We start from the raw sequence: 26,315 nt of genomic DNA, 5'->3' as shown, positions 1-26,315 counted from the left end.
TTCAGCCGTGTTCCAGGCTGAACAACAAACAATGTTCAGTCGCCTTTGCCATGTACTTCTTGACCGAGCTGACCGAAACGTTGAGACGTTCAGCGATCACCGGATACGTCAGTCCTTCAAGCTGGGAAAGCAGAAAAGCCTGACGCACTTTTTCGCCCAACCCGTCAAGCATCGTGTCAATCTGCTGCAATGTTTCAAGCAGACACTGCCGCTGTTCCGGCGACGGCATATGCTCTTCCGGCATCAATGCCAGCATGTCGAGATAAGCACGTTCCAGCGCGTTGCGGCGGAAAAAATCCACCATGACGCGTCGGGCAATGGTGCAAAGAAAGGATTTGGGTTCGCGAATTTCCTGTGCGCTGTCACCGGTCAGGACGCGCATAAAGGTATCCTGCGCCAGATCATCGGCGTCATTTGCCGACCCCAGTTTGAACTGGAGCCAGTTTTTCAGCCAGCGGTGGTGCGAGCTGTACAGCGCTTCAAACGCGCGGGCGGGCGATACGGCAGCGTTGGTGGACATAGAAAGTTACATAACCAGACCAGAAATTCACAATTGGATGATAATTGATAATAGTTATCATTACAATCTGGAGCACGTGCTTTTCGCGGCATTATCTGAAGCGATCAGAAAATGGGAGGTTTATGCGTTTCGGGTTGGCAACCGGCTATGATTTCCTGCGATATATATTTTTTAACCTGAGGATGACGCCATTAATGATATTAATGGCGGATCCTGTGCCAGCGCACTTATTTTTCGACAATCTCTTTGACATCACCCTGATGGACCTGATGAATACTGCCATCAGTATCTTTATAAGATATCAGACCCGTATCTTTATCTTTCACCGGCTTGCCATGTGTGGTGATCATATGCCCGTCATTGGTTGAAATGATATAATCACTGGAACAGGCACTGACAGCAAACATGATGCCCATAACAGCCACTCCGCTTAATAATTTTTTCATAAAAACTCCTGTTTAATTTTAACGATAAATGTCCAAAAAATACGCTATCTGGCTAATAAACATATGATTATTTTTCAAACCACCCGCTTTTACATAATAGCATTCTGATGGGAAATATCAGGCATTAATACCGTCACTAAATACAACGATTGGACAACGAGATGCAGAAAAAAAAGCAGGATGTTAATATTTTAACATCCTGATAAAGAATTTTTCATACTTATATTACGCTGAATTATATTAATAATGATCCATGGGAAATTTATTATTGTTTACACCAGAAATTGAATCAAAAAGGTTATCAAACCGGAACGCCCGAAAAGGATGCACACAATCTCAAGCGGTGCGGGCGGTAATTTGGATGGTCAACCGTATATGACGGCACGTAACCTGAATATGTATTACCAGCAGCTTGATGCCGGACAAAAACCGATCATGATGATGACCGCAGCGACGCCCACGGATGACCTGCAATTCCTGACCGATTTGAGAGAGAGAAACAACCTTGAATACTTTGCTGATTTTTGGCGCAGGCAGCGGTGTCGACGCAGAACTGGTTAAGCTGACCGCGCAGGAATGGCCGGTGCGGACGCGCAAATCGTGTCAACGCTGCGCGGCATACGATTTTGCGCCGATGAAAGCCGACCCTGAAGGGATTGCCAGAACGACAAAATGGAAGGCTCCGCTGGAAATTGGCGGTGAATACGATTATCCCGGAATTGCACAATCACTGGATGATCTCGTGCCAGCAGAAACTTTACTGGCGGCTCTGCAGAGTACGGCAAATCAACTGACAGGTCTGAAAGAACGACTTGCTGCCCGTGGCATACCGCAACAGATCCTGAACATGCCTGCGATAAGTTTCAGTTTTATTCCCGAAAAATTGCGCCGCTGGGGCTGTTATGAAAGAACCTCTGATTGCGGCCGATTCAGCGAAAAGCACCATCGCTAAAATACGGGCGAAAAAAAATGATGCGAATCATTCGCGGCGTGACGCCGGACAAATGCTGGCTCAGGAAAAAACCTCTTCCACGGTAAAAAAACAAACCCGGCGAAGAGTATCGAGCCTGACGAAACCGGTCAGCACCAATGACAGAAATGAAGCCCGACTCAACATCATGCGGGCGTTACTTTTGGGTGAAATAACGCAGGGACAAGCGTTAAAAGCTCTGCGGATCACTGTGCTGGGATTAAAGCAGGACACTTTCGCGAAATTGGTTTCCGTATCGCGTAAGTCACTGTCAGAAGTAGAAAATGATAAAGGAAATTATACCCCTGACATCATCAACAGACTGTTCAAACCCTTTGGTCTGAAAGTCGGGCTGGTGCCTGTTTCTCAGCAGATATTCAGGACTCTCTTTGAGAGCAGTGAGTAAGATGTAAAAAAAGCCGCTCCTGTTACAGCGCGGCTTTGTCATGTTTCGCGTTCCCGCTTTTACCCTTTCGTCGCCACTTTCAGCAAAATGACGCCGGAGAAAATCAGCAGTACGGCGATGACGCGCAGCGGGCTGAGGCTTTCGCCAAACATCACCACACCGAGAATGAATGCGCCGATGGCGCCGATACCCACCCAGACGGTGTAGGATGTGCCGAGGGGCAGCGTTTTCATGGAAATCGCCAGCAAAACGACGCTGAGTATCATAAAGAAAACGGTAAGAATACTGGGAATGAGACGGGTGAAACCGTGGGATTCTTTCATCGCAGTCGACCAGACCACTTCAAAAATACCGGCGAAAAACAGATAAACCCAGGCCATGACAGTTCCTTAAAGCACGCAAGGTCGTCCCTGCATCAGTATGGCTGAGTCTCTGGTCGTCCAGTCAGCATGAAGAGTGAAGGAGTATAGTTCACTCTTTCATGCTGTTACAAAAACATAATCAGGATTCAGAGCGGCACAGAAAACTGGAAACAGGCACCGTGTTTCGGCTGTTCGATAAGCTTAATATCGCTGCCGTGCAGTTGCAAAATGCGACGGACAATCATCAGCCCCAGCCCGCCAGCACGGTGTTTGTTGGTACTGAGGATCGACGGACGGACGAACAGACTGTCTTTCAGCTCTGGCGCAATGCCCGGCCCGCTGTCTTTCAGTTGCACCATCACCTGCCCTGCCTGTTTCCACAGTTTTATTTCGATCACCCCACCTTCCGGCGTGAAACGAATGGCGTTATCCAGCAAATTGGTCAGCACCCGTTCAATCATCCCTAAATCCGCATTCACCAGCGGAATACCCGGCGTGATATCGGCCAGTAATTTTTGCCCGCGGGTTTCAGTTGCCAGTTCAAATTTCTGGAAAACATCCTGCACCAGTTCGCTCAGCGAGAAAGGCTCTTTCTGCGGTTTCACGACGCCGTATTCCAGCCGCGCCAGCTCAAATAATTCCTGTGCCAGCCGCCCGACTTTTTTACTTTGCGTCAGGGCAATATTCAGATAACGCTGGCGGTCCTCATCACTCAGATGATCGGCTTTTACCGACAGCGTTTCCAGATATCCGTGCAGGGAGGTCAGCGGCGTGCGCAGGTCATGGGAAATATTGGCGATAAATTCGCGGCGTTGCTGATCCTGCACCATCAGGCTTTGCCATTGCTGGTCGATGCGTTTTGCCAGCGCGACAAACGCCTGTTGCAGTTGCGTGACTTCATCGCGGGCTGCACCGGCCGGCGTATTCGTTTTTGCCAGCGCCTGAATCGCCTCCATGCCGCCGGTATCAAGCCGGGCAATCTGCGACGTGAGTTTACGCACCGGGCGCGTCACCCAGCGGAACGCCAGCGCGCCCGCCAGCAGGCCAAACAGCGCCACAAGCCCCATAGACCGCAGCGCCAGAGAAATCGCCGACTGATACTGCGCGTCGCTGGTCAGCGCAGTGTATTGATCGCCGAGAAGAATGATGTACACATAACCCTTGATGATACCGTCCACCCGCAAGGGCGCGGCGCTGAATACCTGACGCGTTTGCGGATCCCGCGGATTCTCGCCATATACCGGCATTTTCGCGCCGTTTAATAGCGCGTTCACCGGCGCTAAATCAATCTTCTGCTGTTGCAGTCGTCCGGGGGGCGCAGCATTACCGACGATATTGCCGTCTTTATCGAGGAGATAGACCTCAACACTTGGGTTCACCGCCATCAGTTGATCAAACAGCGTATGAACCGCTTTCGGATCCCAGTTCCCCTGGCTGAGCAGTGGATTATTTGCTGCGATCTGTGTCGCCAGGTTGGCCGACAGACGCTGGATCACCGACTGGCTGTACTGGTTGCTCGAGCGCACCTGCATGTAACCGGAAAACGCGCAACAGGCGATCAGCAGCCCCGTAAACACCAGGGTCAGTCGTTGCGCCAGCGTGAGATTTTTCATGATTTACCCTTGTGACTCCTCAGAAGAGGACACGAATTTATAGCCTTTTCCCCACACGGTCAGGATCCGTTCCGGCTCGGCCGGATTGGCTTCTATCTTGATGCGCAGCCGGTTGATATGGGTGTTTACCGTATGTTCATACCCTTCATGTTCATAGCCCCAGACCTGATTTAACAGACTGAGTCGCGAGAACACTTTGCCGGGATTTTTGGCAAAGAAGTACAACAGATCAAATTCGCGCGGGGTCAGCTCGACCGGCTGATGATTGAGCATGACGTCACGCGCAATCGGGTCGATCACCAGACCGGAGAAACTCAGCGTACCGGCGTCCATCTTCATATTACGGCTCATCGCTTCCTGCCGCCGGAACAGTGCCTTGACCCGCGCCACCAGTTCCAGCATGGAGAAAGGTTTTGCCAGATAATCGTCCGCACCCAGTTCCAGCCCGAGCACACGGTGCACTTCGCTGGAACGCGCACTGATAATAATGATCGGCGTGTAACGCGTCATATTGCGGGCCCGGCGGCAGATTTCCAGCCCATCGACGCCCGGCAGCATCAGATCCAGGATCAGCGCGTCCCAGCCACCTTTCTCCAGATGTGCCACCCCCAGATTGCCATCGGCGGCGTGGGTAATTTCATAACCTTCATCACGCAGATGCAGGCTGAGCAATTCTGCGATATCCCCGTCATCTTCAACGATCAGGATCTTCTTCGTCTTATCCATGTGTTATCCCAAAACGTGGCGTTTTCCCATGGTTTGAGTCTACACAAGCCAGGCCCGCCGAGTTATCACATTTTATTTAACTTTGCGTGAGGTCTCGGGGAACAAATCCGCTTAATACTCACCACATCACAGGGCGGACAGCCGGACTTCATTATGACAATACACACGGACTTACCTCATCAGGCAAAATCCAAACCGGCCACGGTGCACCCTTTGTGGCTGCGGCTGACCCACTGGCTGAATGCGCTGGCGGTGCTGATTATGGTGACCAGCGGCTGGCAGATTTATAACGCGTCGCCGCTGTTTAATTTTGATTTCCCCTCCACCCTCACGCTCGGTGGCTGGTTGGGCGGCGCTATTCAGTGGCATTTCGCCGGGATGTGGCTGTTCGGTTTCAATGGCCTGTTTTATCTGCTGATGAATATTTTTACCGGCCGGATGAAACAGAAATTCTGGCCGCTGACGCCGCGCGGCATCTTCAATGATTTTTGCGCCGCCCTGCGCGGCAAGCTGAAACACGATGATTTACGTCACTACAACATGGTGCAGCGCGCCGCCTACGTTTTCGTGATGTTCGACGGCATCGTGCTGGTGATTTCCGGACTGGTGGTGTGGAAATCGGTGCAGTTTCCGCTGCTGCGCGCACTGATGGGCGGCTTCGATACCGCGCGTTACGTCCATTTTCTGGCGATGGCGTCGCTGGTGGGATTTGTGGTGCTGCATATCGTGATGGTGGCGCTGGTGCCAAAAACGCTGATTGCCATGCTGCGTGGTCGCTGAGGAAACCCCATGAAAAAACTTATTAAAAAAACCATCAGCCAGATTTTCAGCACCGCTGACAGCGAGGCGATTGTACAGGAAGCCCAAAAGCAGATTATCCGCGAACTGGATGCGCCTTCCCGTCGCCTGTTTTTACAACGCGGGCTGACGCTCGGCGGCGTCGCGATGCTGACCGGTTGCGATATCAGCGATAACGCCAGCGTGGAAAACGCACTCGGCAAAATCTCCGGTTTCAATGACCGTGTACAGGGCTGGCTGTTCGGCTCAACGCGTCTCGCGCCGGTGTATGCCGAATCGATGATCACCCGTCCGTTTCCGTTTAATGCGTTTTATGCCGAAGAAGATGCGCCACAGGTCGACGGTAACGACTATCGCCTGAAAATCGCCGGTCTGGCGCTGGATAAACGCGAATGGTCACTGCCGGCGCTGTACAACATGGCGCAGGTCAGCCAGGTGACGCGACACATTTGTGTCGAAGGCTGGAGCGCGATTGGCAAATGGGGCGGCGTGCCGTTCGGTGATTTTCTGCGCCTGATCGGCGCTGACCTCACGGCGGAATATGTCAGCTTTAAATGCGCCGATGAGTATTACACCAGCATTGATATGGCGACGGCGCTGCATCCGCAAACCCTGCTGGCGCTGACCTATGACGGCCAGATTTTGCCGCGCAAATACGGCTTCCCGATGAAGCTGAGAATGCCGACCAAACTCGGTTACAAGAATCCAAAACACATCGAAGTGATTGAAATTACCAATAAGTTTACCGGTGGCTACTGGGAAGATCAGGGCTACAACTGGTTCGGCGGAAGCTGAACACGATCAACAACACCCTTTGTATCTCAAAACCTGAAAGAGGATTTACCATGAAAAAATTAACCGTAATGATGATGTCGGCTTGTCTGATGATGGGCGCAGTAAGCACCACGTATGCCGCTGACGCGATGGCGAAGAAAGACACCATGGGTCACATGTCGAAAGACTGCATGAAAAAAGACAGCATGAGCAAAGACAACATGGCAAAAGACAGTATGGGCAAAGACTGCATGTCGAAAGATCACATGAAGAAAGACAATATGTCGAAAGATGCCATGAAAAAAGATGCCATGAGCCAGTAAACCGTTTTACCCTGCGAGCCTGTAGCAAAAACGCCTCCGTCTGTTCTGCGGAGGCGTTTTGCTTTTGTTAAGCGTAAATAACCCGATGATTAAGACTTAATTCAAATATTCATTATTTTGTGGCACTGGACGCCAGGCGAATCTGAATATCATTGTCGAGATTATTCACCCAATGGTTATAACTGCGGTGGATCTCGCCTTTCTCTGCCAGCAGGTTAGTGCTGCCGACATAATTAATGGTGTAGCCGCTGGTGTTATAGGTAATACGGATATCGGCTTTGTGCTCACGATTATTCAGATGACCGTTAATCACGCCCGGTGCGCCATCCGTCATTATCCAGCCCCGTTTTTGCCCGGCGTCGATAATAGCGGTTCTGATCTGACTGTCTGAATTATGGGTTACCAGCGTGGTATGCGGCGTGGATACCGGCTCGGTACGCGCGCAGCCAGAAAGCGCCATGACACAAACAAGGCCGATAAGTAACTTACTTATAGATTTCATGTGAACCTTTTGGATTTAAAATTTGAGATAAAAGATTGAAAAGTCAACACAATATACGCCATTGTCCGAAAGGTGTCATGAGACGCGCCGGTTGAGTTTCATATATTTTACGCGTAGTATATAAATCATATATGATTCGTATACTGCCGAGGCAAACCCATGGGTATCATTAAGATTTCAGAACTGATGCACGAGAATTTGCGTATTGCCAGCCTGGCGTATACGCGTTCGATGAACGCACAGGCCGAGCACTGGATGAAAATTGGCATGCTGATGGAAACACATCCCGACATGACGCACAGCGAAATTTCGCAATTGCTGGTGCGTTGCAGCGTGGAATCGGACGAGAACAGTGACAGCATCCGCACGCTGTTAAACGTGGGCGGCACACACAGGAAGGCAAGCAATGAATAATGGTTCAGACAGCAGGTATTTCATCAACAATAACCGCATGATCAAAACGCCGGAAGGCATCGACAAAGCCCGTATCGCCGGGAAACTGGCCGCCCGTGTATTGCATATGATCACGCCTTACGTTGTGCCGGGAGTCACCACCAATGAACTGGATCGCCTCTGCCACGATTTTATCGTTAATGAGTTGCAGGCGATCCCGGCCAATATCGGTTATCACGGTTATCAGAAAACCACCTGCACCTCCGTTAACCATGTGATCTGCCACGGCATTCCTTCCGATAAGGCGCTGAAAAAAGGCGACATTGTTAACATTGACGTGGCGCTGATCAAAGACGGCTGGTACGGCGACACCAGTCGCATGTATTACGCCGGTGAACCCGGCATTCTGGCGCGCCGTCTGGTGGATACCACCTTTGAAGCGATGATGGCTGGCATTGCAGTGGTTCGCCCCGGCGCAACGCTTGGCGATGTGGGTTATGCGATTGCCGCTGTCGCCAGACGAGAAGGTTTTACGATTGTGGAAGAATATTGCGGGCATGGCATCGGCATGGGCTACCACGAAGATCCGCAGGTATTGCATTACGGCGAGCGAGGCCGCGGGCTGGTGTTACAGGAAGGTATGTTATTTACCATCGAACCGATGCTGAACGCCGGTAAAAAACAAAACAAAGTGCTGCCCGATGGCTGGACCGTGGTGACCAAAGACCATTCGTTATCCGCGCAATGGGAACATATGATTGCGGTGACGAAAGATGGCTACGAAATACTGACTCCGTGGCCGGAAGATAACTGATGTCTGACCGTATATTTCGGTAACAATCAAACGAAAAGCCCGATATTTAAATCGGGCTTGGAAAAATCGTATAGCTTACTGACAAACCAAAGTCATTTTAATGACGCAATGATATAGCGCCATTATTAACAACCCCGCCGCCCTTAATATGACGCATACCCACTTTTAAATATTGCCGTTTTTTAAACAGACCTGCAGTATCTTCTTTTACCGATAAGATGCCCGGGGCATTCGCAAGACTCTGGTATTTTATATTCCATTGTCCTTCTTCATATATCATAAATGCCGAACCTGAAATATTTTCCATTAACCCTTCCTGACCATTCATATGGTAGCCATAGTCCCGGTACTCCATCGCATCGATCATCCCCTGACCGTGTTCATTTACCGCCAGGTCGTTATATTCTGTATCCTCTTTCCCACCCTGGACATGTCTGACACGAAGGGTATTTTCATCTAATTTATCCGCAACAAACGTACAGCCACTGAACCCGGGTGTAAATACCAGCTCAGGTTGACCTTTTTGAGGATGAGCCGGGATATCGACATGCCCCCCTTGCGGAGCCCAATATGCGAGTGTTGCTCCTGCTCTCTTTTGATAATCAGATGTTTTTGAATCAACAATTCTTAATGCATGAATATTATCATTTTCATTTACAGAAATATGAATTGCACTAAATGCAAGGATATCCCCAATTCTATCCGGGTGAGTGAGGATTTTTTTCGTAGCATCATCCATGTCCATCTTCGCTGGATTAATAAGGTCCGTTAATAAGGGAATAGATTTCATTACCTCATCGTTTAAAACATCCCCTAATTTTATGGGAGTTCCTGTGACTTCCGCGCTAACCGGTGTAGCAGAAATCACAGGTAAAGCACCGGGCAAGTCTCTGTCTTTTCCTGTACTTAATTTGGGTTCATAGAGAGGACCTTCACCGAGCCGGGTACGCGGATGTGGCGCGAGACCATCATAGTCAGTCAATGTGACAGGATTATTCCTGCACATCCTGAACATATTAAGGCCATCAATCGTGCCCGCGGGATCCACACTCAGCCACCGACCTACCCAGGGTTGATAATAACGGTATCCGTAGTAGTACAGGCCGCTCGCATCCCGCTCTTTACCCGAGTAACGCAGGGTTTTGTAATTCGCCTCAACCTGACTGCGTGCTGACCACACCGCAGTGCCACCGTAGGGGTAATACTCCTCCGCGCTGATAATATTGCCGGCACCGTCCAGCTCAAGTACGCTACTGCCGTTGAGATTGTCATAGCTGTAACGTATCTGATCATTAGCGAGATCCGCCGGTTTACCTTCAACCCAGTGCATTATCCGTACCTGCGCCCGGCCCGCTTCTCCCAGGCAAATAACCTGCAGGTTTTCTGTTTGCATTCCGCCGCTGTTTGTTGTTCTCAGCTCCAGTCCCGGCAGGTAAATAACCTGCCTCATCTGCATAATATTATTGGCTTTTTGCTCAACGACCTTCAGTATTCGCTGGCTGCTGGTATCATAGCGGTAACACTCCCGGTCATCTGCATCACCCTCACGCGCGACCAGGGTCACCTGAAGTAACTCGTTACGTGCCGTCCAGCTAAGCCGCTGGCCAGGCTGGAGATATTTCTGCTGTCCACCTGCAGTGAACGAGGCGTCTACCTGAGACGGAATTTCTGCAAGTGTGCCTGATACGCCCCGGTTACTGCGGTCGCTGACGGTGATGGCCTGCGTGTAGTTGTTGTTTGTAGCGGGAGCGCTATGGCGTATCAGCGTCAGGTTGCCAGCATTATCGTAGGTATATGTGCGGGTGTAGGTCGTATAAGCAGAACTGTCTGTGGGAAGAGGAACGTTGGGAGATCGCAGGCTGCTGCCCTGCTGCCCGGCATTCGCCATTTCGCGCCCGGTGCCGCTGACGAGCTGGTAAAGGCTGTCGTAAGTGTATGTGTTCTCCGGCACCACTTTCTGATTACGCCAGAAGCGGGTTTCTTCGGCGTCATTGCGGATGCTAAGCACATTGCCCACCGGGTCATACTCATAGCGCAAATCCTGCAGCACTTTCGCGCCGGATGCATGTCCGGCCGGGCGCTCCGTTTTAATTCCGATCAGGCGCTGTGTTTCAGGCTCGTATTGGTAAGTTGTCACCACGCCATTCCCGTGCTCCTCCCGCAGCTTCTGCCCGGCAGCGGAGTACGTCAGGGACTTCACGATAACCTGCTCATTTGCGCCCCTGAGCCTCAGCCAACTGCCGGTCTGACGGCCAGCCACATCATAGGCCACGCGCTGCACATTATCCTGTGCATCTGTGGTAGTGAGTGTCATCCCGGTGGCATCAGTGGCAGTCAGCATGTTATAGGCTTCACTGGCGAGGAGGTCATTCCATACGGATGCATCTTGCCCTTGCCAGTCAGCCACGGTATCCGGGTTATTCGCGTCCTTCAGCAAACGGCGGGTGACGGACAGCGGCACACGGGTTAGGGCAATACTGTCTGTCTGAATCAAACCCGCAGTGTCGTAGTGACTGATGCACTGACCGGCAAGATTCAGCGCCCGCTCAGCATCCGTATTTCCCGCATACACGAAGCGATCTGATATGCAGGCGGCTTCGCCGTTAACCTGCTCCGTCATGCTGAGCGGACGTCCCGGCAAAGTGGCGTCCTCATACACAAAGGTGCGGCTCACTGCCTGACTTATGTCCTGCGTGCCGTCGTCAGCGGTTCTGATGTTACTGATCGTTATAAATGGCCGTCCGGCAGCGTCATCCAGGCAGACGGTAGTCCCGGCATCTGTGCTTTGTTTGTGTAGCAACCTGCCAGCCAGATCCGTCTGACGCCTGATGTTAACCAGACCGGCACCTTGCAGACGTGGGTCGGCACTGTGCTTGAGAAATCCGCACGCATTGTACTGATAAAAAGTGGTACGTTCGTCTGTCGCTTGCGGTGAATCCGGATGACGGTAGTACGTGATACTACGTACGGTCAGGCCACGATTGTCGGTAACATTTACCCACGGGGTTTGGCTAAACAGCGATGTGCTCATAATACTCTCCAGTTTGTGTTGTACAGCCAGTCAGGCTGTACACAAGAGTATAGTGGGCAGGATAATTGCTGAGATGTTTGATAAACAGGAAGCCGCCTTTCCCGTTTCGCACCGCCATGCGATATGAAGGAACTCACATGTCACTGGCTGCCATTCGGGCATATGCAGCGGCATAAGAAATCGCTTAACTGCGCTCGATTTCTTTGGTCGCGCGATCTAACGCATCGGTGATTTTATACAGCGTTTCCTGTTCGATCGGGCCTTTTGCGAGGCGCAGGTTGAGTGCCATGCGGATATTATTTATCGCGCGCTGCATTTCCGGAATACTGCGGTTGTTTGACAAAATCGCCAGCGAATGCAGTTTCTCCGTCACTGAACCGAGCAGATCTCCCTGCTCTGCCAGCGATTGCGAACCTTCCGGCGTAATGGAGTATTGCTTCTTACCCCCCTCTTCCTGACTGGCCATGATCAAACCCTGCTCCTCCAGGAAGGTCAGGTTCGGATAAATAATACTGGCGCTCGGCGTATATTCGCCTTTAGAGAGTTGTTCGATAGCCTTGATCAGTTCATAACCGTGAGCGGAACGCTGCTGCAAAAAATGCAGCATCAGCAGGCGGATATCCCCCGTTTCGAACATTCTTTCCCGGCGGTGTTTATGATTCATCATCATCGTTACTTATTATGCCAATAGGCCACACAACGCACCAGGTTCGGCTCTAATCCACGGGTTTCCACGAAATAATCATTCAGCCCTTTCGCGAATTTCCCTTCACCGGTCGCCCAGATGTAGTAATCGCTTTCAGGCAGGGGGAGACTTTTCAGCTTTTTAACCGCCGCGTCATCTTCCTGATAACCGTTGTGCTCATCACTGACAATCCATTCGATGTTAAAGTCTTTTTCTTCATCTAAATAACTGACGCAACTCACCTCTTTCACTTTCACCAGCACGGTGACTCTGGCGTCTGAACCGGCCTGTTTCAGCTCGCGCAGACGGCGTTTCACTGCCGGAAGACCGGTTTCATCGCAGACATACAACTGCCATTTATAAGTGGTCGGGATGATCAGTGAACCACGTGGCCCGCCGATGATCAGTTTATCGCCCGGCTTCGCTCCAGCCGCCCATTCGCTGGCGACACCACCGTCGTGAATATAGAAATCCAGCGTCAGTTCGTTGGTCTGTGCATCGTAATGCAGCGGCGTGTATTCGCGGTTCAGCGGACGCGGCCCTTCGCCCCACACGATCCCTTCTTCGGTGGCGACCGGCGGCGTAATCACATCACCCGGAACCGCCGGGAAAAAGAGTTTGATGTGATCATCAAAGCCGCGTGACGTAAACCCGGTCAGCTCGTCGCCGTTTAATACAATGCGTTTAAAACAGCCGGAAATCGTTTCGCTGCTTTTTACCGTGATATGACGGAAAACCAGTTCATTTTTGACACGGACCGGCAGGTTGGCGGCAGGGCTTTCAGTGCGATGTTGTGCCATCACGTTCTCTCTTTTGCGGTAAGGTTTGCTGAAAGATATATCTTAGCCATGTTTTACGCAACTTCACAAAGTGTAAGGATCTGCCATCCCTCCTCTGTTTTTCACCTCTGCATAGCCCGTTTCTCAGAACGAATTGCAAAGATTTTGTTAAGAAGTGCATTTTTCTTTATCATTTTATTGATAATAATTATCAGTATCATTATCATTCTCACAAAGCCGAGAAGGGGTAAGAGGTTGAATAAGCCCATATTTTATAAGGATAAAGGCTTTTTCACGGAAGAATAGAATGCAGATGACAGCACGTCTGATTTGTCGAAAGGCAGTAAATGCGAGCAGAACTTTAAAAATGAGTGCAGGACTAAAAAAATGTTCAAATCCTTTACACAGCAGGGTTTGGTGAAGAACGTCATTTTCATGGGGACGATTCTCACCACCACATTTAACGTAAATGCAGCGGAAGCCGTTAAAGACAATACCGATCTCACCGCAAACAACACGCAATCTTCTGAAGCCATCAAAAAAAAACCGGCGGTGCGGACAGCTCAGGATCTGGCGCAGAACAATGAAGAAGTTATGACGGTCACCGAAACGATGCCGGATAAAAAACCGGGCTCGAAAACCACCCTCACGGCGGCCGACATGCAGCGCAAAGGCGGTAATGATTTCGGGACTATCATGCGTTATGAACCGCTGATCACCGCGACCGGCGCTAATGGCGGCTCCGGCAACGGCAAAAGCGGTTTCGACCGCAGCGGTTATACCGGCTATAACATCCGTGGTCTGGAAAGCAACCGGGTGGGTATTGACGTCGACGGCATTCCCCAGCCCAGCGCCACCGGGCGCAGCTACGTCAGCCGTGCGGGTCTGAATACCTTTGGTATTGGCCGCGATTACATCGACCCGTATATTTACGGTCAGGTGGATATTGAATCCGGCGCCACATCAGCCGACCGCGCCAACACGTCCATCGGGGGAGCTGTTTCCTTCCTGCCAAAATCTGCCGATGATTACCTGCATCCGGGCAAGGAAACCTATTTCGGTTACCAGTCTGATTATGATTCTTCCGACCGTTCCTGGCATAACGGCATCACCGCTGCCGCCGGTGACGACACCCTGCGTGGCCTGATCGCCATCAGCCGCCGCGACGGTCAGGAGACCCGCAACAACAGCGGAACGCTAGATGCGTATCCGGCCAACTGGCACTCTGACGCCGTTATGACGTCAGTCATCTGGCAGCCGAATGATGCACATAAAATCACCGGCACCCTCGATTACTACGAAAAAGTGAACCACACCCATTACGATACCTGGAACAATGCCGGCAGCGCGATTCTGGGCACCGCACAACAGCAAAGTAACACCCGCCGCTGGGGCGCGAGCCTGAAAGACGAATGGACGCCGTTCAACGATTACGTGGATGCCATCGTCACGAAAGTGTATTACCAGTACACCCAGGCGCACGACAACACCTATCTGCCAAACGAAAGTCAGCAGATGATGAACGTGTACTCGAACTATGACGTGAACACCTACGGCGCGGAGACCAGCTGGCTGAAAACACTGGGTCGTCATGAGCTGAGTGCCGGTATCAACGGCCGCGTGTCCAACACAGAACGTCCGTTCCGCGAAAGTCCGGATCAAAGTGCTTTCACGACGATCATGCAGCCGGAAGCCAACAGCCGGACGTATATCCTCGGCGGCTTCCTGCAAGACACCATCAGGTTTGACCTGGACGGCCATAACTTCTCTGTGGTGCCTGCGGTGCGTGTCGCGTATCAAAATACCAAGGCACGAAACCTGTCAGATTTGTCCAACAGCATTGTTTCTGAAGATCAGGTTTCCACCCTGTACGGTAAAGCCAACTCCGATACGCAGGCTCTGCCATCGCTGGCCTTCACCTATGACATCACCCCTAAACTGATGACTTATCTGCAGTACCAGCGCGGCGCGCAGTTCCCGGATGCCAGCCAGCTTTACGGTTCCTGGAACCTCGGTTCTAACTATGCAGGACGTGGTCAGTATGCGCTGATCGGTAACACTGACCTGAAAACCGAAACCAGCAATAACTTTGAATGGGGTATGAAAGGCGAAGCCACGGAAGGCGTGACCTTCAAAACCTCCGTCTTCTATAACACCTACAAAAACTTTATTGCCAATACCCGTTACACCCGCGCGGGTAGTCCGGGTATGTTCACCAACGTGCCATCCAATATTTATACGATTTATCAGGCAGAAAACCGCGATGAAGCGTTTATCTACGGTGGCGATCTGAGCACTAAAATTAACTACGGTACCTGGTTCAGTAATGTTGATGGTCTGAGTACTACGTTCGCACTGGGTTATGCGAAAGGTCAGTCTAAATCCAGTTACGACGGTGACAAATATGTTGACCTCGACAGCGTGCCACCAATGAAATTTGTGGCAGGCGTGGCGTGGGATGATCCGTCAGGCATCTACGGTACCGCCCTGACGGCGACCTTCGTGAAAGGCAAAAAAGCCGAAGCGACCAGCCGACAGAGCTATACCAATGCCGGTACGCCAATCACCGGCTCCACCACCGAATACATGAATGTGCCGGGTTACGGTATGGTGGATGCAACGGCCTACTGGAAAGTCGCGAAGAACGTCAAGCTCAGCGGCGGTGTTTACAACATCACCGACCGCAAATACTGGGATTATCTGAGCAGCCGTACGCTGACCGAAACCACTAATCAGGATGAATACAATAAAGCGCTGGCCGTGATGCCGGGACGCAGCTTCCAGCTGGGTGTGAACGTCGATTTCTAACCGATAATACTCAACCGGGCAAAATCAGGAGCGTCATGTGCAAACATGACGCTTTTTTAATTTTACGCAAATAACCTGTTTTCACGCACGTCCACATTGGGGTTCAGCAGATAAACTCTGGTTTTACCCAACCGAAATGTGAGATTACATGGACTTAATCAGAAAACCTCTGGCACTTGCCCTCGCTTTACTCTTGTTACCGGCGGTTGTTTCTGCCACGACCTTGCGATACACCGATCACGAACCGCTGGGCGCAATGCGCACCCGCTTTATCAAAGATGTATTATTTCCGGCGATTGAAAAAGAATCCCATGGGCGCCTGAAAATTGAAGAGCACTGGGGTGGCGAACTCTCTACCGGCTACGATGCATTGCGCACTGTGCGCGAAGGAAACAATGCAGATATTGGCATTGTGGTGCCGGAATATACCGCCAAAGAGTTACCACTGCATCAGCTTTTCAAAAGTTTTCCGACAGGGCCATCCGGCGATAAACAGATAGCGTTCTTCCGCCGCGTATACGCCGAAATCCCAGCCTTCCCCGCTGAACTGGCAAAGAATGGTGTGGTAGATATTTTTCTCTCAACAGGTTATCCGGTGGCCTTTTTCAGCACACATCCGCTGGAGAAACTGCAGAATATCAAAGGCACCGCTTGGCGTTCAGCCAGTTTTTGGCATCAGAACTTCCTGCGTAATGCGGGCGCGACCCCAGTGACCACACCGTGGGGCGAACAAACGGTAAATGCATTTAAGACCGGTAAACTCGACGGCATTTTGGTCAACATTGACAGCGGTTATGATCTGAAAATCCAGAAGATGGCACCGGAGGTTATAGTCTCGAAAGAACTGTGGTTGGGTCATCTTTACCTTCTGGTGATGAACCATAAAGTCTGGAACGGACTGGCGCAGGAAGATAAGGACGCCATCACCCGCGCCGCTAATACCGCTTATAAAGTTGCCGGTTCGATGATGGATCACAGCGTTGAACCGCAACTGGATGCCCTGCGTAAAGACGGTGCAAATGTCCGCGTTCTGCAACACAGTGAAGTCACGTACTGGCAGGAAGTGACTGGCTATCAGGACATCCAGGCCAACTGGGTGAAGAACCAGGAAGCCGCTGGTGTTAAGGATGTCGCATCCACCCTGCAAAAAGTCAGTAAAGTCATGGAAGAAGAGATGAAGTAAAAATGCCTTATTCTGCGGCAGGAGGGGATCCCCTGCCAGGATCCCATTCTGATTATCAGGTTCTCTGAAGCAGCGCTGACGCCATCTGTATTATCTGCCGGTACTGGCTGAGCCGCGTTCTCTGTAGTCGGCGCAGGCTGATCTGATCACCCTGTGCAGCAGACCGATTTTAAAAACCGTATCACCCCGTGGCAGACGCTGCGTAGCGGCGTCAAACAGCACGGTTTGGCATGAAGGCACTTGCAGCTTGATATATCGCCCCAATATAGAGCTACACTATAAAGTTGCAATGTCACCTGCCAGGAGCAATGATAATGAACAGAGAACTGAATGATTTTGAACGTTTTGTCATCGAAAACAAAGGGACAGAGCGCCCGAATACCGGTGAGTATAACGACCACTTTTCACCGGGCCGCTACGTCTGTAAAAGATGTTCTGCGCCGCTGTATTCCTCAGAACACAAATTCGAATCCCATTGCGGCTGGCCAGCTTTCGACGATGAAATTCCGGGTGCGGTAGAACGTGTACCGGATGCCGATGGCCGCAGAACAGAAATTGTTTGTGCGAACTGTAAGGCACATCTGGGGCATGTCTTTGAGGGAGAATATTTGACCGAGAAGAATCTGCGCCATTGTGTAAACTCCGTTTCAATGATTTTTGAAAGTGCCGACGCGCAGGGAAATTACCACAAAGCAGAATAATCGCTTATTTCTGATGTGATAAACCCATAAAAAGAAGGGCCGCACAGGGGCAGCCCTTAAAAGGAAGAACTCCAACAATATTATAATGGCATGATGTTTTACCCTAAGGGTTGCTCAATAAACATCATGCCGGCATTATAATTGAATATGATTTATTTTCTATTCTCATTGCGTCTGTAAAAAGTAATAACTTTGTAAGACGGATTTATTATCACCACGTCTTACCGATATTAAACTGGAATTGCTCAGCGCTGTCCCCTTCATATTTCACCAGCGGCTGCGCATAAGAGAATACCAGCGGGCCAAGCGGGGATTGCCATTGCAGCGCTATACCACTGGAAACACGAATATGTGTCGGGTCACTGTAATCCGGAATACCCGCGGCTTCGGTCGCTGAGGTATTTTTCCATTTTGTATCCCACACCGTGCCGGAGTCGACAAATAATGATGTACGGACCGAACTGGCGTATTTCTCGCTGATGAACGGCGTCGGCACATACAGTTCCGCGCTGGCAATCGCCATCGCATTACCGCCCACCGCATCAGTCGATTTGGTCACCGGACAGGTGGAATACGAGTTGTCAGCGCTGCTGCATTTGTAATACGCCGCTTTCGGCCCGATGGTGTTGGAGGAGAAACCGCGAACCGAGCTGGAGCCGCCCGCGTAGAAGTTGTCGTAGAACGGCACTTCGTTGCTGCCAATGCCTGCCGCATAACCGGCTTTGGCGCGGCCCATTAATACCCAGTCCGATTTGTCGCTCAGCGGGATGTAATGGTTGGCATCGAAGGTGATTTTGTAATAGCTGTCGTCCGAGCCTGGCGTGGTGACTTTTGCTACCAGACTGGCGCGCGTGCCGGATGACGGGAAGAAGCCGCGGTTAAGATCGTTATACGCCCAGCCGGCGCTGGCGAAGAAGTCATTGGTGCTCAGTTGTGCATCGCTGCTGGTAGACGTCGTCACCAGCCCCGGCTGTACGCCGCTGGCATTGAGATAGCGCCAGACCGCCACCTGCGGCTCCATATCACTCAGCGTACTGTGAACGTAATCCAGCCCCAGATTCAGCGTATTATTTTCGCTGACCGGCAGACCGAGATTCACGCCCGTGCCGTAACTTTGCAGGTTATACGCCGCCAGATCGTTATCTTCTGCGTCGTAATGGTTGTAGAACACTTTACCGCCGAGGCTGATACCATCAACGGTGTAATACGGGTTAGTCGCCGAGACTTCGACATAAGTCTGATAAGAGTTACGTGTACCGCTAAAGCTGACCGTATTACCGCTGCCCAGCCAGTTATCCTGCGTCACACCGAGCTGATAACTGATGCCACTGTCAGTGCCGTAACCCACACCCACGTTGAATGTACCGGTATTGCGTTCTTTGACTTTGTAAACCACATCAACCTGATCTTGTGAACCCGGTACCGGCTGCGTATCCACATCGACCGACTCGAAATAGCCGGTACGGTTCAGCCTGTCTTTGCCCTTTTGCACCAGATCATTGCCCAGCCACGCGCCCTCCATCTGGCGCATTTCACGCCGCAATACTTCATCTTTCGAGGTGTCATTACCTTCAAAACGAATGCGTCGCACCGAATAACGGTTGCCGGTATCCACGCTGATACGCAGTTTCACGGTTTTATCCGTTTCATTAATGTCGCTTTGCGTCGTGACATGCGGATAGGCATAGCCGTAGCGGCCCAGCAAATTTTTGATATCGCTTTCCACTGTGGTGACTTTCGCGCCGTTATACCACTCACCGGCAGGAATAGTGGCAAGTGTTTCAATTTCGGAAGAATGTCCGGCCATATCACCGGTCACCACCACGCCGGACACGGTATATTTCGCACCCTCGGTAATATTGACGGTAATATAAATTCCTTTTTTATCCGGTGTTAAACTGACCTGGGTGGAATCAATATTAAAACGGGCATAACCGCGATCGAGATAAAAACTGCGAAGTGTTTCTAAATCACCTGACAATTTTTGTTTTTCATATTTTTTATCGCCAATCACATTCCACCACGGCACCTCATCGCGCAGCTGGAAATGGGCGATTAAATCGTCACTGGTAAAAGCTTTATTGCCCACAATATTGATTTGTTGAATTTTTGCCGACACACCTTCGGTAAAGACCAGTTTCACGTCCACGCGGTTACGCGGCAACGGCGTCACCACCGCTTTAACACTCGCGCTGTATTTGCCGACGCTGTAATAAAAATCCTCCAGCCCCTTTTCAATCGACGAAATGGTGGTGCGGTCCAGCGCTTCCCCGACGCGGATCCCTGAGGCTTCCAGGTTCTGCTGCAACATCTCGTCCTTTATGGCTTTGTTGCCTGAGAACGTAATGCTGGCAATCGTTGGCCGTTCTTTCACCTGGACAATCAGCGTGTTGCCATCTTCAAGCACCTTCACATCGTCAAAATTGCCGGTCGCAAACAATGCACGGATCGTCTGGCTGATATCGTCATCGGATACCGTATCTCCCACGCGCACAGGAATGCTCAGCAACGCCGCACCCACAGTGACCCGCTGCAATCCTTCGACGTGAATGTCTTTTACAACAAACCCGCCGGCAGCAAAAACCGGGACACTGCTGAACAGCAGCGACGCTAAGAGTAATTTTTTCATTGTCATGTGATCCGTGCTCGCCGTTTTTCAACTCACAAAAATTCCTGTTAACAAAAGATTTTGCTAGCAGAAGAAATAACCTCGCTAACAGACTGTGAGATATAGGCGAGGTTCAGCGGCTAACTTTTGATTTTCGTAAAACATGACATTGGATTACGCATTACTTACATTCTTTTCGCCGGAAGAACAGTTGCAGTCCGCGTAAATTCATCGGGCGCGGACCCGGTTTAAGACGAAAATGCCTTTAAGGTATCGCTATCGGGTAATGCGGTCATTGCGCCTCTGGCAGTGGTGGCCAGTGACCCGCATGCCAGTGCCTGCCGGATAATAGATTGCCAGACATTGTCCGACCTCAGCGGCCAGTGTTGCGCCAGTCCGGCCAGCAATCCGGCAACAAATGCATCTCCGGCACCGGTGGTATCCACGGCTTTCACTTCAGGCGCGGGGTAGTGTTTCAGACCCGCGTTATATTTCCGGTAGACCGAAACCCCTTGTTTCCCCTGCGTGACCAACAGCAGTTCGGGTTTATACACGTCGCACAGGCGCAGTACCCCTTCTGATAACAACGCTTCACCCGTCAGAAATTCCAGTTCATCCTCTGAGACTTTAATCACATCAGCCAGCGACAATGCGCGGGCAAGGTTTTCACGCAGTTGCCCCTCGTCAGGCCATAAGTCATGGCGGATATTGGGGTCAAAACAAATATAACCGCCTGCCGCTTTCATCTTTGCCATTGCCAGAAAGGCGGCAGAACGTGAAGGTTCTGCGGATAACGCAATCGAGCACAAATGTAGAAAATCCCCGGCGTCGAAAGCCGGAATGTCAGTGTCCCGGAGAAATAAATCGGCGCCCGGACGTACCATAAACGTGAAGGTGCGTTCCCCGTCAGCATCGTTTTCCACCACGACAGTGGACGTCCGGTGATCAGGGTCAGGATACATCCAGTCGATGTTCACCCCCTCATCACCGAGTGTTTTCATCAGGAACTTGCCGAAAGGGTCATCACCCACGCGCCCGATAAATGCGCTGTCTCCGCCGAGGCGGCGGATCCCGACGGCAACATTCGCCGGTGCCCCGCCCGGACATTTTAATAAGCGGCCATCTTCTTCAGCGATCAAATCCACCACCGCATCGCCCAATACCCAAACCCGGTTATTCATCTTCATTCCTTTTTTCAAACTCTGATAAATTGTCTGTCGATAAAATAGAAGAACCGGTTTAGCTATTCAAGTGCAAATAAATTCTCAGGATCAGAGAGCGATTTGCCAGCAAGATCACAATTCCACGACAGGACTGCAAAACTTCATTGCCTGCGGGCCGCGTCAATGTTTATTGTGCTCAGGAAAACCAGTTTAGCAATTTAGCTAAATAGTTTTCCCATAATAATTAAACCTCTTCTGAGTGATAAAAATGATGATCAAACCTCGTTATCTTGCTGTTGCTATTGGATTAATTTTATCAGGCACCGCCCAGGGCACCGATATTTCAGCCAGCGCCATTGAAGCCCGCTTTGCGGCACTGGAAAAACGACTACAGGTCGCCGAGAACCGCGCCGCCAAAGCCGAGAGGCGTGCCAGTGAAGCAGAACAGCAGGTCAAAACGCTGGAAGCGCGCACGGCCAGTAATGAACAGCAGACGCGCCTGGTGGCGAAGGATGTTGAGATGACCGGGCAAAAAACGGCGGAGGTGGCTAAACGTACGGAAACGTTAGCGGCGGATACGACTAAAAACAGCAGTGATAACAGCGGGTTTAAATTCACGGGATATGCACGTTCAGGCGTGATCATGAATGACTCCGCGACCTCAACGGAAAGCGGCCCTTATGTCACCCCTGCCGGACAAACCGGCGGTGCCGTCGGGCGTCTGGGCAACGAAAAAGACACCTACGTCGAGCTGAATCTGGAGCATAACCAGACGATGGCCAGCGGCGCGACCTCCCGCTACAAAGTCATGCTGGCTGACGGTCAGCGCAGCTATAACGACTGGACCGCGGCGACCAGCGATTTAAATATCCGTCAGGCCTTTGTTGAACTCGGCTCTTTACCCACGTTCAGCGGTCCCTGGAAAGATTCCACACTCTGGGCGGGCAAACGCTTTGACCGCGATAATTTCGACATTCACTGGCTTGATTCCGACATCATCTTCCTGGCAGGCACCGGCGGCGGGATCTACGACGTCAAATGGGGCGAGAATTTGAAAAGTAACTTCTCGCTTTACGGCAGAAACTTTGACGATCTTGAAGACAATAACAACGATGATACCCGCATCGAAAATTACATTGTCACGGCCAACAACTATGCCGGGCCTTTCCAGTGGATGCTGAGCGGGTTGCGTGCCAAAAACAATCAGGATCGCGAGAATACCGGCACAAGTGGGATCACTAATGCGGCTGACACCGGCTTCCACACCCTGCTGGCATACCACGGCGACAGTTTCTATGGCCTGCGTGAAGGGACATCCAAAACAGCGCTGCTTTACGGTCACGGGCTGGGGGCGGAGGTGAAAGCACTGGGTTCTGACGGACATCTGACTGACGATGCCAGTACACTTCGTCTGGCAACCTACGGCATCACGCCGATCAGCAAAAACTGGAGTATTGCACCGGCTGTGCTGGCTCAGCAGAGTAAAGACCGTTACGTCTCCGGGGATGATTATAAATGGCTGACGTTCAACACCCGGCTGATCCAGCAAATTACCGAGAATTTCGAGCTGGCGTATGAAGGCAGCTATCAGTATATGGATCTCGATCCGCAGGGTTACAGCGATTACAACAAAGTGAAAGGCGGTTTCTACAAACTGACCTTCGCACCGACCTTCAAGGTGGGCGATATCAGCAATATGCTGAGCCGCCCTGAAATCCGCTTCTTTGCCACTTACATGGACTGGAGCAAAGAACTCGACAGCTACTCTTCCAGTGATTCCTTTGGTACTGATGGTTTTGCGGCAGGCGGGCAGTGGAATTTCGGCATCCAGATGGAAACCTGGTTCTAAACGGCACAGTTTGATTCACAAAAAAAGCGCCCGGCCTGACCGGGCGTTAACGGTAATGATAAATTAAGGGATTCTATGAACATCAATGCAATCGCGACTGAGCTGCTTCCGCTGTTGGGCGGGAAGGACAATATTGCCAGCGCGGCACACTGTGCCACACGTCTGCGCCTGGTGCTGGCAGACGACAGTCTGATCAACAAAAGTGCCATCGAAAAAGTGGAAGGCGTAAAAGGCTGTTTCAGCAACGCCGGACAGATTCAGATCATTTTCGGTACGGGGCTGGTGAACAAGGTGTACGCCGAGTTTATTAAAGTGGCCGGTATCAGCGAATCGAGTAAATCCGAAGCCGCCGATATTGCGGCACGAAAACTTAATCCTTTCCAGCGACTCGCGCGCGTACTGTCGAATATCTTTGTGCCGATTATTCCGGCGATTGTCGCCTCCGGCCTGCTGATGGGGCTGCTTGGCATGGTGAAAACCTATGGCTGGGCTAATCCTGAGAGCGCGATTTTTATCATGCTCGATATGTTCAGCTCGGCGGCATTTATCATTCTGCCGATCCTGATTGGTTTCACTGCCGCGCGCGAATTTGGCGGCAATCCGTTCCTCGGCGCCACCCTGGGCGGCATTCTGACACATCCGGCGCTGACCAACGCCTGGGGCGTTGCCAGTGGTTTCCATACCATGAATTTCTTTGGTATTGAGATTGCGATGATCGGTTATCAGGGCACGGTATTCCCGGTGTTGCTGGCCGTCTGGTTCATGAGCTTTATTGAAAAACGCCTGCGCAAAGTAATCCCTGATGCCCTGGATTTGATCCTGACACCTTTCCTGACGGTCATCATTTCCGGTTTTATCGCTTTCCTGCTCATCGGCCCTGCGGGTCGTGTACTCGGGGACGGTATCTCCTTTATTCTCAGCACGTTAATTACCCATGCCGGTTGGGTGGCAGGCCTGGTGTTTGGCGGATTGTATTCGGTTATCGTGATCACCGGCATTCACCACAGCTTCCATGCTATTGAGGCCGGTTTACTGGGGAACCCGAATATAGGGGTGAATTTCCTGCTGCCTATCTGGTCAATGGCCAATGTTGCGCAGGGCGGCGCCTGTCTTGCGGTCTATTTCAAAACGCGTGATGCGAAAATTAAAGCCATTGCAGTGCCTTCGGCATTCTCCGCCATGCTTGGCATAACGGAAGCGGCCATTTTCGGTATCAACCTGCGCTTTATGAAACCTTTTCTCGCGGCGCTGGCAGGCGGTGCGCTCGGCGGTGCCTGGGTAGTCGCGATGCACGTCAACATGACGGCGGTGGGCCTGACCGGTATTCCGGGGCTGGCCATCGTGCAATCCAGTTCGATTCTCAGCTACCTTATTGGTCTGGTGATTGCCTTCGGCAGCGCATTCCTGCTGTCACTGCTGCTGAAATACAACACGGAGAGTGAAAAATGACGGAAACCCGTTTGCTGAAAAAAGCCCTGCGCAGTGTGGTGGCCGGTCAGGTCAGAGCGGCGGCGGATCCTTATCGCCCCGGCTGGCATCTCGCGCCGCCGGTCGGGCTGCTCAATGACCCTAATGGCTTTATCCAGCATAATGGTCGTTTCCATTTGTTCTATCAGTGGAACCCGCTGGCGTGCGCGCACGGTGCCAAGTTCTGGGGGCACTGGAGTTCAGCCGATTTACTTCACTGGCAGCATGAACCGGTGGCGCTGGTGCCGTCAGAAGAATTCGAAACCCACGGGTGTTATTCCGGTTCAGCCGTAACAGATAACGGACAGCTGACGCTCATTTACACCGGTAATGTGAAATATCCCGATGGCAGCCGCACGGCATTTCAATGTCTGGCCCGCGAAAATGCTGAAGGGCAATTTGATAAAGCCGGGCCGGTATTCAACCTGCCGCAAGGCTATACCGGACATGTGCGGGATCCGAAAGTCTGGTGGCATGACAAACACTGGTACATGGTGCTGGGCGCTCAGGATCTCAGCCTTAAAGGCAAAGTGTTATTACTGCGCTCAGACAACTTACTGGCCTGGGATCTGCTCGGCGAAATTGCCGGTTCAGGTTTATACGGGCTGGGTGAATTCGGCTACATGTGGGAATGTCCGGACTTATTCCCTCTCGCCGGTCACGACGTTCTGATTTGCTGTCCGCAAGGTTTGGCAGCGGGATCTGACCGTTATCTGAATACCTTCCAGGCGGGTTATTTTGTCGGGCAACTCGATTACGACAAGGCAACCTTTGCCCACGGCGATTTCGCTGAACTGGATCTGGGATTCGAATTTTATGCGCCGCAAACGACACTGACTGATGACGGGCGACGCCTGCTGATCGGATGGATGGGGATCCCGGACGGCGATGAGTTTTATCAGCCGACAATACAAAATGGCTGGTTGCATACCCTGACCTGCCCGCGGGAACTGACGCTGGTGGCGGGTAAAATCATTCAGCAACCGGCGCGTGAACTGCAACAACTGCGTCGTAACGTGCAGGAATGGCAAGGGGTTGCGGATAACGCGCCTTCTCCGGACATCACCAAAGCCGAGACAGAGATTGTCACTGAACACGCCTTCTGCGCCGATTTTGGTGGCGATATGACGCTCAGCCGGGACGGGGAATGTCTGCGTTTGACGCGAAAAAACCGGCGCACGGGCTTGCCTGAACATCGTGTCTGGCGGGGCCGGTTGCGCAAGCTGACGGTGTTATCCGACGCCTCAAGCCTTGAGATTTTCATTAATGACGGGGAAGCGGTGATGTCCTCACGCTATTTCCCTGTTTTACCGGCACAATTGAACTTGCGGGGTTCTCATCAGATTACGCTGCGCCACTGGTCGTTGGCGGAATGCGTGATAGAATAAATGTCT

General features: G+C 51.5%; 22 protein-coding genes and 2 pseudogenes. 13 read left to right on the top strand and 11 right to left on the bottom strand.

Annotated features, from left to right (window positions below; translation table 11 throughout):
• Window position 1: 1 nt before the first annotated feature.
• Both fecI and RAHAQ2_RS23160 read right to left on the bottom strand, forming a co-directional pair.
• Entirely contained in the window at window positions 2–520 is a 519-nt protein-coding gene (gene fecI, locus RAHAQ2_RS23165) for a ferric citrate uptake sigma factor FecI (protein ID WP_014341814.1), read from the bottom strand.
• Between the two features lie 227 nt (window positions 521–747).
• The gene (locus RAHAQ2_RS23160; protein ID WP_014341813.1) at window positions 748–966 is read right to left on the bottom strand and encodes a YgdI/YgdR family lipoprotein; all 219 of its coding nucleotides are present in this window, start codon (window positions 964–966) and stop codon (window positions 748–750) included.
• Between the two features lie 619 nt (window positions 967–1,585).
• Here RAHAQ2_RS23160 and RAHAQ2_RS23155 point away from each other — a divergent pair.
• Together RAHAQ2_RS23155 and RAHAQ2_RS23150 are read left to right on the top strand one after the other, a co-directional pair.
• Window positions 1,586–1,918, top strand: a pseudogene (locus RAHAQ2_RS23155) (hypothetical protein); the annotation flags it as partial.
• Window positions 1,869–2,342: a helix-turn-helix transcriptional regulator gene (locus tag RAHAQ2_RS23150; protein ID WP_014341812.1), complete on the top strand. Its 474-nt coding sequence runs from the start codon at window positions 1,869–1,871 to the stop codon at window positions 2,340–2,342. The pseudogene RAHAQ2_RS23155 and the gene RAHAQ2_RS23150, both read left to right, overlap by 50 nt.
• Window positions 2,343–2,401: 59 nt before the next feature.
• On the opposite strand, the gene RAHAQ2_RS23145 is transcribed toward RAHAQ2_RS23150, so the two are convergent.
• The 3 genes from RAHAQ2_RS23145 to RAHAQ2_RS23135 all read right to left on the bottom strand — a co-directional run bounded on the left by RAHAQ2_RS23145 (window position 2,402) and on the right by RAHAQ2_RS23135 (window position 5,043).
• Window positions 2,402–2,722, bottom strand: a complete 321-nt coding sequence (locus RAHAQ2_RS23145; RefSeq protein WP_014341811.1) for a DMT family transporter — start codon at window positions 2,720–2,722, stop codon at window positions 2,402–2,404.
• A gap of 128 nt (window positions 2,723–2,850) precedes the next feature.
• The gene (locus tag RAHAQ2_RS23140) at window positions 2,851–4,317 is read right to left on the bottom strand and encodes a sensor histidine kinase (protein WP_014341810.1); all 1,467 of its coding nucleotides are present in this window, start codon (window positions 4,315–4,317) and stop codon (window positions 2,851–2,853) included.
• A 3-nt stretch (window positions 4,318–4,320) separates the two neighbouring features.
• Window positions 4,321–5,043: a response regulator transcription factor gene (locus RAHAQ2_RS23135; protein ID WP_014341809.1), complete on the bottom strand. Its 723-nt coding sequence runs from the start codon at window positions 5,041–5,043 to the stop codon at window positions 4,321–4,323.
• Window positions 5,044–5,196: 153 nt separating this feature from the next.
• Between RAHAQ2_RS23135 and RAHAQ2_RS23130 the strand changes: the two genes are divergently transcribed.
• From RAHAQ2_RS23130 to RAHAQ2_RS23120, 3 genes are read left to right on the top strand one after another with little or no spacing between them, the layout of a single operon-like run.
• Window positions 5,197–5,823 carry a cytochrome b/b6 domain-containing protein gene (locus RAHAQ2_RS23130; protein WP_014341808.1) on the top strand — a complete coding sequence of 209 codons (627 nt, stop codon included), beginning with the start codon at window positions 5,197–5,199 and terminating at the stop codon, window positions 5,821–5,823.
• 9 nt (window positions 5,824–5,832) lie between these two features.
• The gene (locus RAHAQ2_RS23125; RefSeq protein ID WP_014341807.1) at window positions 5,833–6,636 is read left to right on the top strand and encodes a molybdopterin-dependent oxidoreductase; all 804 of its coding nucleotides are present in this window, start codon (window positions 5,833–5,835) and stop codon (window positions 6,634–6,636) included.
• A 50-nt stretch (window positions 6,637–6,686) separates the two neighbouring features.
• A complete protein-coding gene (locus RAHAQ2_RS23120; RefSeq protein WP_014341806.1) occupies window positions 6,687–6,938 on the top strand; it encodes a pentapeptide MXKDX repeat protein in 252 nt (83 codons plus the stop codon).
• A 112-nt stretch (window positions 6,939–7,050) separates the two neighbouring features.
• Here the strand turns inward: RAHAQ2_RS23120 and RAHAQ2_RS23115 are convergent, their stop codons facing one another.
• Window positions 7,051–7,440, bottom strand: a complete 390-nt coding sequence (locus RAHAQ2_RS23115; protein WP_014341805.1) for a hypothetical protein — start codon at window positions 7,438–7,440, stop codon at window positions 7,051–7,053.
• A 159-nt stretch (window positions 7,441–7,599) separates the two neighbouring features.
• Here RAHAQ2_RS23115 and RAHAQ2_RS23110 point away from each other — a divergent pair, with 159 nt between their 5' ends.
• Window positions 7,600–7,854, top strand: coding sequence for a ParD-like family protein (locus RAHAQ2_RS23110; protein ID WP_014341804.1), 255 nt, complete (start codon window positions 7,600–7,602; stop codon window positions 7,852–7,854).
• A gap of 37 nt (window positions 7,855–7,891) precedes the next feature.
• Window positions 7,892–8,647: a type I methionyl aminopeptidase gene (gene map / locus RAHAQ2_RS23105; protein ID WP_037041078.1), complete on the top strand. Its 756-nt coding sequence runs from the start codon at window positions 7,892–7,894 to the stop codon at window positions 8,645–8,647.
• Between the two features lie 97 nt (window positions 8,648–8,744).
• Here the strand turns inward: map and RAHAQ2_RS23100 are convergent, their stop codons facing one another.
• From RAHAQ2_RS23100 to RAHAQ2_RS23090, 3 genes are all read right to left on the bottom strand, one after another.
• Entirely contained in the window at window positions 8,745–11,678 is a 2,934-nt protein-coding gene (locus RAHAQ2_RS23100) for an RHS repeat domain-containing protein (protein ID WP_014341802.1), read from the bottom strand.
• A gap of 184 nt (window positions 11,679–11,862) precedes the next feature.
• On the bottom strand, window positions 11,863–12,348 hold the full coding sequence (locus RAHAQ2_RS23095; RefSeq protein WP_238532101.1) for a PadR family transcriptional regulator: 486 nt from the start codon (window positions 12,346–12,348) through the stop codon (window positions 11,863–11,865).
• A 2-nt stretch (window positions 12,349–12,350) separates the two neighbouring features.
• Window positions 12,351–13,163 carry a siderophore-interacting protein gene (locus tag RAHAQ2_RS23090; protein WP_014341800.1) on the bottom strand — a complete coding sequence of 271 codons (813 nt, stop codon included), beginning with the start codon at window positions 13,161–13,163 and terminating at the stop codon, window positions 12,351–12,353.
• Window positions 13,164–13,577: 414 nt separating this feature from the next.
• Here RAHAQ2_RS23090 and RAHAQ2_RS23085 point away from each other — a divergent pair, with 414 nt between their 5' ends.
• The 3 genes and pseudogenes from RAHAQ2_RS23085 to RAHAQ2_RS23075 all read left to right on the top strand — a co-directional run.
• Complete coding sequence (locus RAHAQ2_RS23085; protein ID WP_420802831.1) at window positions 13,578–15,950, top strand: TonB-dependent receptor domain-containing protein; 2,373 nt, start codon at window positions 13,578–13,580, stop codon at window positions 15,948–15,950.
• 148 nt (window positions 15,951–16,098) lie between these two features.
• Complete coding sequence (gene dctP, locus RAHAQ2_RS23080) at window positions 16,099–17,133, top strand: TRAP transporter substrate-binding protein DctP (RefSeq protein ID WP_014341798.1); 1,035 nt, start codon at window positions 16,099–16,101, stop codon at window positions 17,131–17,133.
• 314 nt (window positions 17,134–17,447) lie between these two features.
• Window positions 17,448–17,804 (top strand): annotated as a pseudogene (locus tag RAHAQ2_RS23075) (methionine-R-sulfoxide reductase); the annotation flags it as partial.
• Between the two features lie 241 nt (window positions 17,805–18,045).
• Here the strand turns inward: RAHAQ2_RS23075 and bamA are convergent.
• Together bamA and RAHAQ2_RS23065 are read right to left on the bottom strand one after the other, a co-directional pair.
• Window positions 18,046–20,469: an outer membrane protein assembly factor BamA gene (gene bamA, locus RAHAQ2_RS23070; RefSeq protein ID WP_014341797.1), complete on the bottom strand. Its 2,424-nt coding sequence runs from the start codon at window positions 20,467–20,469 to the stop codon at window positions 18,046–18,048.
• A gap of 221 nt (window positions 20,470–20,690) precedes the next feature.
• Complete coding sequence (locus RAHAQ2_RS23065; protein WP_014341796.1) at window positions 20,691–21,623, bottom strand: aminoimidazole riboside kinase; 933 nt, start codon at window positions 21,621–21,623, stop codon at window positions 20,691–20,693.
• A 250-nt stretch (window positions 21,624–21,873) separates the two neighbouring features.
• Between RAHAQ2_RS23065 and RAHAQ2_RS23060 the strand changes: the two genes are divergently transcribed.
• The 3 genes from RAHAQ2_RS23060 to RAHAQ2_RS23050 all read left to right on the top strand — a co-directional run bounded on the left by RAHAQ2_RS23060 (window position 21,874) and on the right by RAHAQ2_RS23050 (window position 26,309).
• Entirely contained in the window at window positions 21,874–23,454 is a 1,581-nt protein-coding gene (locus tag RAHAQ2_RS23060; RefSeq protein ID WP_014341795.1) for a carbohydrate porin, read from the top strand.
• 75 nt (window positions 23,455–23,529) lie between these two features.
• The gene (locus tag RAHAQ2_RS23055) at window positions 23,530–24,903 is read left to right on the top strand and encodes a sucrose-specific PTS transporter subunit IIBC (RefSeq protein WP_014341794.1); all 1,374 of its coding nucleotides are present in this window, start codon (window positions 23,530–23,532) and stop codon (window positions 24,901–24,903) included.
• A complete protein-coding gene (locus RAHAQ2_RS23050) occupies window positions 24,900–26,309 on the top strand; it encodes a sucrose-6-phosphate hydrolase (protein WP_014341793.1) in 1,410 nt (469 codons plus the stop codon). Before RAHAQ2_RS23055 ends, RAHAQ2_RS23050 begins: the two co-directional genes overlap by 4 nt.
• Window positions 26,310–26,315 lie beyond the last annotated feature (6 nt).

This window comes from Rahnella aquatilis CIP 78.65 = ATCC 33071 (genome assembly GCF_000241955.1).
Taxonomy (GTDB): Bacteria; Pseudomonadota; Gammaproteobacteria; order Enterobacterales; family Enterobacteriaceae; genus Rahnella; species Rahnella aquatilis.
Note: the sequence above shows the minus strand (reverse complement) of the source record. Positions and strands in the feature narration are given on the sequence as shown.

Coding starts and splice junctions, on each gene's coding strand:
- bamA (WP_014341797.1), bottom strand. CDS start 20,469: ATGACAATGAAAAAATTACTCTTAGCGTCGCTGCTGTTCAGCAGTGTC.
- RAHAQ2_RS23050 (WP_014341793.1), top strand. CDS start 24,900: ATGACGGAAACCCGTTTGCTGAAAAAAGCCCTGCGCAGTGTGGTGGCC.
- RAHAQ2_RS23110 (WP_014341804.1), top strand. CDS start 7,600: ATGGGTATCATTAAGATTTCAGAACTGATGCACGAGAATTTGCGTATT.
- RAHAQ2_RS23160 (WP_014341813.1), bottom strand. CDS start 966: ATGAAAAAATTATTAAGCGGAGTGGCTGTTATGGGCATCATGTTTGCT.
- RAHAQ2_RS23145 (WP_014341811.1), bottom strand. CDS start 2,722: ATGGCCTGGGTTTATCTGTTTTTCGCCGGTATTTTTGAAGTGGTCTGG.
- RAHAQ2_RS23150 (WP_014341812.1), top strand. CDS start 1,869: ATGAAAGAACCTCTGATTGCGGCCGATTCAGCGAAAAGCACCATCGCT.
- RAHAQ2_RS23055 (WP_014341794.1), top strand. CDS start 23,530: ATGAACATCAATGCAATCGCGACTGAGCTGCTTCCGCTGTTGGGCGGG.
- RAHAQ2_RS23095 (WP_238532101.1), bottom strand. CDS start 12,348: ATGATGATGAATCATAAACACCGCCGGGAAAGAATGTTCGAAACGGGG.
- dctP (WP_014341798.1), top strand. CDS start 16,099: ATGGACTTAATCAGAAAACCTCTGGCACTTGCCCTCGCTTTACTCTTG.
- RAHAQ2_RS23085 (WP_420802831.1), top strand. CDS start 13,578: ATGGGGACGATTCTCACCACCACATTTAACGTAAATGCAGCGGAAGCC.
- fecI (WP_014341814.1), bottom strand. CDS start 520: ATGTCCACCAACGCTGCCGTATCGCCCGCCCGCGCGTTTGAAGCGCTG.
- map (WP_037041078.1), top strand. CDS start 7,892: ATGATCAAAACGCCGGAAGGCATCGACAAAGCCCGTATCGCCGGGAAA.
- RAHAQ2_RS23125 (WP_014341807.1), top strand. CDS start 5,833: ATGAAAAAACTTATTAAAAAAACCATCAGCCAGATTTTCAGCACCGCT.
- RAHAQ2_RS23120 (WP_014341806.1), top strand. CDS start 6,687: ATGAAAAAATTAACCGTAATGATGATGTCGGCTTGTCTGATGATGGGC.
- RAHAQ2_RS23130 (WP_014341808.1), top strand. CDS start 5,197: ATGACAATACACACGGACTTACCTCATCAGGCAAAATCCAAACCGGCC.
- RAHAQ2_RS23140 (WP_014341810.1), bottom strand. CDS start 4,317: ATGAAAAATCTCACGCTGGCGCAACGACTGACCCTGGTGTTTACGGGG.
- RAHAQ2_RS23065 (WP_014341796.1), bottom strand. CDS start 21,623: ATGAATAACCGGGTTTGGGTATTGGGCGATGCGGTGGTGGATTTGATC.
- RAHAQ2_RS23060 (WP_014341795.1), top strand. CDS start 21,874: ATGATGATCAAACCTCGTTATCTTGCTGTTGCTATTGGATTAATTTTA.
- RAHAQ2_RS23135 (WP_014341809.1), bottom strand. CDS start 5,043: ATGGATAAGACGAAGAAGATCCTGATCGTTGAAGATGACGGGGATATC.
- RAHAQ2_RS23115 (WP_014341805.1), bottom strand. CDS start 7,440: ATGAAATCTATAAGTAAGTTACTTATCGGCCTTGTTTGTGTCATGGCG.
- RAHAQ2_RS23100 (WP_014341802.1), bottom strand. CDS start 11,678: ATGAGCACATCGCTGTTTAGCCAAACCCCGTGGGTAAATGTTACCGAC.
- RAHAQ2_RS23090 (WP_014341800.1), bottom strand. CDS start 13,163: ATGGCACAACATCGCACTGAAAGCCCTGCCGCCAACCTGCCGGTCCGT.